A 7,297-nucleotide genomic window follows, 5' to 3' on the forward strand; every position below is an offset into this window, starting at 1 on the left:
AGTTGATTCCTTCCACTAAGGGAGAGAATTATTTTATGACAAAAGTTGTAGATTTTGGACAAGCTGAAAGAAATGCTAGAAAAAGAGATTTAGAAATTGAAAATGAAAAATTTCAAGAGTTATATAATGATGTTTCAGAAGTTGAATTAGAAAAAGCCATGGAAACTATGGCTAAAGCTACTGGTAAAGAGCTTTACATAGGTACTAAAAAAAGTCCTCAGTCGAAAGTGAGGTTTGCTCAAATTTTGCAAAGTAATTATGAATTTTTAAGGGAAAGGGAATACTTTACAGCTAAAGAAAAAGCATTTTTAATTGATATTGTTTCTTCGATTGCTTTTAATTCAAACTGTATTGTTGAGGATGTGAAATCAAAAAATCCAGTTCCATTGAATATTTCAGGACTTGCAAAAAAAATTGGATTAACACGAGCGAATACAAGTCTTTCAGTAAATTCTTTGGTTAAAAAAGGGATATTAGCGAAAGCTGAAAGTGGAATTGAAGGAAATAATGCAAAAGCTTATTCATTATTTGTAAATCCGCACATTATTTATGCAGGAGATAAGGATAATGTAAATGAAGCACTTAAAGCGATCTTTTATAAAGCTATGAAAATGAAGATATTGAAAGATTTACCAGATAAATTATTTTAAGATTGACAATTAGTCAATCTTATTTTTTTACTCATTTTCGTGTGTATTGTTTTCGATACGAATGTGTATTGTTTTCGATACACACGAAAAACATCATAAACCTAGTTATATCAACGGTTTATACCACTTTTAAAACTCTCTCTCTTCTCACTCTATATATAAAGGCTAAAAGTTCCGTAAGGAACGGGTTGTATTTTTGAAAAGAACACTCAAAAATCTCCACCCTCTATATAAAAAAGTCGGTTCGTTCATCCTCACCTAAAGGCTAACGCCTTTTCTTTTATATATAGTCCTTGCGGAACTTTTTTCGGCTCGATTTGCTTATATCGCCAAGCCGACAGACAAAAAGCAAAGCAATGGTTCTCGACTTGGACAAGCAAGTATACGAGCCGAACCGCCTAGATCATTCGTCCCAAAATAGTTCTTATTCAAAAAATAGATACGTAATACGTGGGGTTTCGCCCCCACACGACGAGCCAGTACTCTAGCCAAAAAGCAACTTTTAAACCAAAAGACTAGAATAAAACCATAAAAAACAATAAGCTGTCCATATGGACAGCTTATTTACATAATTATCGTTATCAGAAGCATAATACCTGTCTCTTTAAGGAATTCTCTACTTACAGTTTTACTTAAGGATTCGCCTTCTTCAACTTGTCTCCCTGAAAGTTCCTAAGTATCCGAACGCCAATGTGTTTTGACTAGTAAAACTTCATCATTATTGTTAGTTACATAGGCAAAAACGGAAACTACATGTTTCGGATAAGAATGGACCTTACCCAATCAAAGTAATCTCTTACTTACTTTGATTTTCTATATTTATTTTCTACAAAATTAAATGATTACCTCTTAAAGGGATAGCGTCCCGAAAATGTGGATTTACAACGTTAAGTTGTTTATAGCATTTTCGGGATGCTATCCAGCCTTATTTGAAGCAAAATTAGTTAAGTATTAATAGGGTAAATCCGCAAAATCCTGATGCTACCCTTATTGGCAAATGTTATATAATGTTGTGTGAGATACATAACCTGTCTTCCCGTTATAGGTAACTTTTAACCACTGATTAGAATTACTGTAATGACCTTGAACATACTCACCTTTTACCCATGTTCCAGTAATTCTCTTACCACTAGGAAATGTGTATAAAACAGACGATCCGACGCTGGGAAAACTGCGCATTTTTGAACCATATATACCTACCGTACCTCCTTTTGTGCAAGCTGTTACTACAGTTTCATTTTCAGTGGTATTCGTAGCCGCGAAAGCAGATCCACTAAATGTAAACAAACTAAACATAAAAGCTGTTAGTAAAGTACAAATAGATAAGCGACGTAACAAAATAAATTCCCCCTTTTTAATATAGATGTTATTAATACTAACTAGTCAGTATTAATTAATTTATTGTATGCTGAGGAATATACTAAAATTAATTAAACATTCAGTTTCCTTTTCAAAAAGGGGGTACTATGGTGAATTATCATCAAAAACAATCAGAAAATACGATTAACAAAATAATGCAATCGGGGATTGAATTATTTTCTAAACAAGGCTATTCTAGGACAAGCATTGATCAAATTGTAAAACATGCTGGATACTCTAAAGGGGCTTTTTATGTTCATTTTCCCAACAAAGAGGAGTTCTTGCTAAAGTTGATAAAAGAAGGTATAGATTTTTATTTTGAAGATTTAAAGGAAGCTCTTAATGGAAAAGATCAAGATTTGCTAAATACATTTAAAGAATACTCCATGCGTTTAGTAAATGAGTCTTATGAAAAGGGGTCTTCTCCTATGCTTCTCCAAGGATGTATGGTTTCGAATGAATTACCACAAATAAAAGAGATGCTTATTCTTCAGATGGAGGAATGGAGGTCATTTCTTACACATTTTTTTCAAAAAATGAAGGACGAAGGTATTGTCGGAAGTCCATTAGATGCTAGAACTTTAGCAACAACAAGCATGGCTATTTTTAATGGATTTAATTTGCAACATTTTGTAGACAATCGAATTCAAATCCAGGACATGCTAAATGTTTTTATTGAACTCCTTCAAATTCAAGAACCGAATAAAAAAGATGAATAAGAGTATGATGTCTGAATGATAATTTATGAATATTATATACATGTAAAGTTAACATAACGCATCATTATCGGTAGCAAGGAAAAAGCGAAATCCATTGATATAATTAGGATTTCGCTTTTTCTTTGTTTATCATCCTATGCATGATTTTATACATTGTGGAGATATTAGGGTTTTTTAGGCTTGTGAATGTCCTGTATTAGTACAAAAAAACGTATGAAATCTTGTATAAAAAAGATTGATAATTTTAAAACAAAGTTCGATAAAAAAACTTTATTGATATAGTTTTTTTCTTTTGGTTTTTAAACTTCAATTGTATTGTTAAATTAAAGATCCATTTAATGAAATAAGTGTTTTAGGCTAAAAATCTTTCTTTACAAAAGTTACTTTGAATTTAAGTACATTGACTTAACCAGTGCATAGGATAATTTTATAAAATTGTGAAGGATTGAGAAAAATGTACTATATTCCTTTTATGTATCGATATCAATATCCTTATTATGCTAATGTACCAATGTATAACTATGGAAGACAGTCTGTTTACTGGACTTTTCCTAATGAGATAGAGTATACAAACAGATTTGATTTTTTTCGTTTTTCCAATGGTGATGGAAGTATTCCGTTAAAAGATTATGGATCAGAACCATTTGTTGTTAATATCAATGAAGCAGCAAAGCAAAATAATACGTATCGTACTGCTTTATGGACAGGGAAACATTTACAAGTTACCTTAATGAGCATCAATGTTGGCGAAGATATAGGTTTGGAAATACATCCTAATGTTGATCAATTTTTACGTATTGAGCAAGGTCAGGGAATTGTTCAAATGGGCAAGAGTAAAGATAATTTAAATTTTCAAAGAAATGCCTATGATGATTTTGCAATAATGATACCTGCAGGAACATGGCATAATGTAACTAATACAGGTAATATTCCGTTAAAACTTTATTCGATATATGCTCCTCCAAATCATCCATTTGGTACCGTTCATGTTACTAAAGCAGATGCATTGGCTATGGAAGAAGATTATAGTCATGGCAATAGGAATACAATTAGTTATTAATCAAGCTTTATTATAAAATCTATAACTGTGTTTTAAAAAACAATTGAAAACTCTTCTTTAAATTTTAAAAAGAAGGTGTTACCTTTTTAAAGAAGGAAAAGACTATATAGCAACTGGAGAACAGCTTGGAGCAGAGGGAGGACAAAATATGGCTCAAACTTATTGGGGATCTGAGGTAGCCAAGAACTTAGGGATTGGCTCAAGTACTTTGCGTAAATATTGCCTTGCCCTGGAGGAAGTTGGGTATCCTTTCGAGCGCGGTAGTAATAATTCTAGAATTTTTTATCATAAAGATGTAGCAACTATAGAACGACTAGTAACAGCTATGAACAAGAAGAACGTAACACTAGAACAGGCTATAAATCTAGCAATGACAAGTGTTACAGAAAATAAGATAGCAACTGTTGTTACAGATAGTGTAGCAGATACAGAACACATAAAAGCATTAACAGAACGTATAGAACGATTAGAACAACTTAATTTAGAGTTAATTCAAAGATTGGATCAACAAAGTAAACTCTTACAGGAAACTGATGCTCAAAGGATAATAAGAGAAGATCAAAGAGATATTCAATTAATGCAAGTGTTAAGAGAAATACAAGATAGCAAGCGTTTAATAGCAGCTTCAGAACAGAAGAAATCACTTTGGAGTCGTCTATTTCGTAAATAAATTAGAATTTAATAATAGAAATAAAAGCTCACTTCTTATTTGAAAAAAGATAAGAAGTGAGCTTTTTTGTTTACTACCGATAAGTGGTTTTATGTTAACTAGTTTTGTATAGAGTATATATTTTAGTGAACTGAGAAATCATCAAAGGACAAGGAAATCTATAAATCTCCCTGTTCTTTGATGATTTTATTTATCTTTAAAACTTTTAACATTCCATTTCTGAGATATAGCAGATAACATAAGCCATGGTTCAATCATTAAGTTAATTAGGATATGAGCAACAATTGGGGCTAATATATGTCGTTCTGAAATAATATATAAAAAGGCAAGTAGACCTCCAAGAATCGTAGTAGATAATATAATAGGTAAAGCAACCTTTAATTCTCCTCTAAGCAAAACCCAAGCACCGTGAGCTAAACCAAAAATTAAGGCGGAAACAATTATTTGTACTATCACGGAATAACCTTCATTGTTTATCCAGTCCATTAACGCTTGTCTAAATAATATTTCTTCTACGATACTTGACACGATGGCAGCCCAAATCCCGATTATCTTTAGCCAAGAAAATGTAAATAATCGTTCTCCTACAAAAGGCACTGCCTTACTTGTATAGAAAACATAACCAAACGAGATGAGAATAACGAATAGCCAAGCAATTGGATAGTCAAAAGCATTAGAGTTAATTCCTAACCTATGTTCAATAAATCTTTGTGGATTACCTATAAACCAGAAGATTATGCAACTAGTCAAAGCTACAGATAAGGTACCTAATACTAGACCTGTTAATTTCTCATCTTTAGAAGAAACTTTATGATCTACACGTTTAATTATATTATTCCTAGTCAAGTTGTTGTCTGTCATTATTTCACCCCCAATTAATTTCACATATCCTTCAACTAATAGACAACTTAAAGATTAATCTCTAAGTCTATTATATACCAAATATTTCATATTAAGTAATTTTTTAAAAGTTAATTCTAAAATGTAGAGTTTTGCTTTTCGTTGGCTGTTTACAGCGTTTTGAATGTATACTTTTGTTATATAAATTGAGGATATCAGGGGATTTGATAAGAAGTCAATGACTAAGAGGTTTTGAATGTAAACTAATATCTAAAAGTTTACTTTCAAATCAATCTGGACATACCAAAAACTGGGGAAAGAGTCCCTTTTAGTTTTATATTGCTAGATTTGAAATTATTCAATTATTGAAAAGGAACGTCGTATATAAACCATGTTTCATTTTTTTGATACATATGGAATTGAATGTCTGTACCTATCCATGGGAGCATATTAATAACTGCGGAATCCTTGTAATCTTCGTTTATTACTACAGATGATCTTGCAAATCTAAAAGATGATAGAATTGTTTTATGAAATTCAGGTGCCTCTTTTAAAAATTGTTTCTTTTCTTCGGTCATTTTTTTATCATTTTTATAGAAAAGATAAGTTGTTTCATAATTTTTTTCTTGTATTGAATGTAAATATAATCTTACTACTGTTTTAGGTTTTTGCTCTTTTAGTGTATAAATATCTTGGGATTTTTGTAATGTATCATATAACTTTTGTTCTGTATGATTTAAATCTGCTAAATAAGGTGAAAGAGGAAATACAAACCAAAGAATAATGATTACTAAAATAAATAAACCTATTTTTTTCTTGTTCATTTAATTGAAACTCCTTATGTAATTATTAAGAATATAGTAGCATGAATATTTCTTTATATTAATAAGAAAATATCTTCTCGTGTCTGTCAACGGTAAGCGGACAAAACGAAACGATAGTGAAGTGAAGGAGCATTAAGGAGTTGACAGACTTACTGTCCCAGACCCTCTTGTGGTTGTCAAACGGTACCCGTTTGACCCTGCCTACCGGCGAGGGAGCCCCCTCAAAAAATGAGGGGGTTGGGGGAGTTTGTTAGATGGGGTCTGGGGAAGATTTCCCCAGTGGGTTTGGGCAACGCCCAAGGTTTGTTTTTACCATGCTAAGCATGGCTCGGCAAAGCCGAAAAGCGTCGCAGACCCCTATGGATTTTGATGCGTTAGCGTCAAAATACGTATAGGGTTACGTCAATTGACACAATTTCGTCGCCTTGCTAGACTTATTGTATCAATTAATCTAGGGGAAGTGGTGGCACTTTATGTTGTTCTCTATCTCATTTAATCAATCTCACCAAAGTTCATTAAGCCATAATAACAGAGAAAACATTCATGGGAATCCTGGTATCGATCTATCCAGGTTAGACGAGAATATCTACTTTGTTCAAAAGGACATCCAAAGTGTATATAAGGATATCTTTCAAGAAGCGGTGGACAAGTATAATGAGAAACAAAAACGCAATGACCGTAAGATTCAGGATTACTATGACAATATACGTAAAAATGAAAAGACACATGAACAACGAGAATTGGTTGTAGCGGTTGGAGAGGGTAAAGATGACCCAAAGTATAGGGAAGCCAAAAAGGAAGCGTTAAAACAGTATGCTGAGGCGTTTCAAGAGCGGAATCCGAACCTAGCAGTTTATAACATGGTTTTACATGATGATGAAGCGAATCCACATTTACATATTAACTATGTACCTGGGGTGCGTTTGAAGCAGAAAAAGAGGATTGAATGTTGTGTTTTTGCAGCAGATGGGAATCCTTAGTAAGAGATTCCATGTTATTATAGAGAAAGACGAAAAAACCGCCCAATGTCTTGGCGGACAGGCGGTTTTTCATAATCAGGTTGGAATCAACCTAATATATATTCTATACACATTGTAGCATAGGTTAGTTGATTCCTTCCACTAAGGGAGAGAATTATTTTATGACAAAAGTTGTAGATTTTGGACAAGCTGAAA

General features: G+C 32.6%; 7 protein-coding genes and 1 pseudogene. 5 read left to right on the top strand and 3 right to left on the bottom strand.

Annotated elements, in window-relative coordinates; genetic code table 11:
• Window positions 1-35 precede the first annotated feature (35 nt).
• Window positions 36-650 (top strand): hypothetical protein, encoded by a 615-nt coding sequence (locus CQZ94_RS29650; protein ID WP_105588306.1) that lies wholly within the window; start codon window positions 36-38, stop codon window positions 648-650.
• Between the two features lie 987 nt (window positions 651-1,637).
• Here the strand turns inward: CQZ94_RS29650 and CQZ94_RS29660 are convergent.
• Entirely contained in the window at window positions 1,638-1,988 is a 351-nt protein-coding gene (locus CQZ94_RS29660; RefSeq protein ID WP_016103962.1) for an SH3 domain-containing protein, read from the bottom strand.
• Between the two features lie 128 nt (window positions 1,989-2,116).
• Between CQZ94_RS29660 and CQZ94_RS29665 the strand changes: the two genes are divergently transcribed.
• The 3 genes from CQZ94_RS29665 to CQZ94_RS29675 all read left to right on the top strand — a co-directional run bounded on the left by CQZ94_RS29665 (window position 2,117) and on the right by CQZ94_RS29675 (window position 4,458).
• A complete protein-coding gene (locus CQZ94_RS29665) occupies window positions 2,117-2,728 on the top strand; it encodes a TetR/AcrR family transcriptional regulator (protein WP_105588301.1) in 612 nt (203 codons plus the stop codon).
• A 454-nt stretch (window positions 2,729-3,182) separates the two neighbouring features.
• Window positions 3,183-3,788, top strand: coding sequence for a cupin domain-containing protein (locus CQZ94_RS29670; RefSeq protein WP_105588302.1), 606 nt, complete (start codon window positions 3,183-3,185; stop codon window positions 3,786-3,788).
• A 148-nt stretch (window positions 3,789-3,936) separates the two neighbouring features.
• Entirely contained in the window at window positions 3,937-4,458 is a 522-nt protein-coding gene (locus CQZ94_RS29675) for a DUF3967 domain-containing protein (protein ID WP_105588303.1), read from the top strand.
• A gap of 186 nt (window positions 4,459-4,644) precedes the next feature.
• Here CQZ94_RS29675 and CQZ94_RS29680 read toward each other — a convergent pair whose 3' ends face one another.
• Both CQZ94_RS29680 and CQZ94_RS29685 read right to left on the bottom strand, forming a co-directional pair.
• A complete protein-coding gene (locus CQZ94_RS29680) occupies window positions 4,645-5,319 on the bottom strand; it encodes a CPBP family intramembrane glutamic endopeptidase (RefSeq protein WP_105588304.1) in 675 nt (224 codons plus the stop codon).
• A 341-nt stretch (window positions 5,320-5,660) separates the two neighbouring features.
• Window positions 5,661-6,122 carry a hypothetical protein gene (locus tag CQZ94_RS29685; RefSeq protein ID WP_105588305.1) on the bottom strand — a complete coding sequence of 154 codons (462 nt, stop codon included), beginning with the start codon at window positions 6,120-6,122 and terminating at the stop codon, window positions 5,661-5,663.
• Between the two features lie 473 nt (window positions 6,123-6,595).
• On the opposite strand from CQZ94_RS29685, the pseudogene CQZ94_RS29695 reads away from it, so the two are divergent.
• Window positions 6,596-7,036 (top strand): annotated as a pseudogene (locus CQZ94_RS29695) (plasmid recombination protein); the annotation flags it as partial.
• Window positions 7,037-7,297: the final 261 nt, after the last annotated feature.

It is taken from the genome of Bacillus sp. MYb209 (assembly GCF_002975175.1).
Taxonomy (GTDB): domain Bacteria; phylum Bacillota; class Bacilli; order Bacillales; family Bacillaceae_G; genus Bacillus_A.

Coding starts and splice junctions, on each gene's coding strand:
- CQZ94_RS29650 (WP_105588306.1), top strand. CDS start 36: ATGACAAAAGTTGTAGATTTTGGACAAGCTGAAAGAAATGCTAGAAAA.
- CQZ94_RS29665 (WP_105588301.1), top strand. CDS start 2,117: ATGGTGAATTATCATCAAAAACAATCAGAAAATACGATTAACAAAATA.
- CQZ94_RS29670 (WP_105588302.1), top strand. CDS start 3,183: ATGTACTATATTCCTTTTATGTATCGATATCAATATCCTTATTATGCT.
- CQZ94_RS29675 (WP_105588303.1), top strand. CDS start 3,937: ATGGCTCAAACTTATTGGGGATCTGAGGTAGCCAAGAACTTAGGGATT.
- CQZ94_RS29680 (WP_105588304.1), bottom strand. CDS start 5,319: ATGACAGACAACAACTTGACTAGGAATAATATAATTAAACGTGTAGAT.
- CQZ94_RS29685 (WP_105588305.1), bottom strand. CDS start 6,122: ATGAACAAGAAAAAAATAGGTTTATTTATTTTAGTAATCATTATTCTT.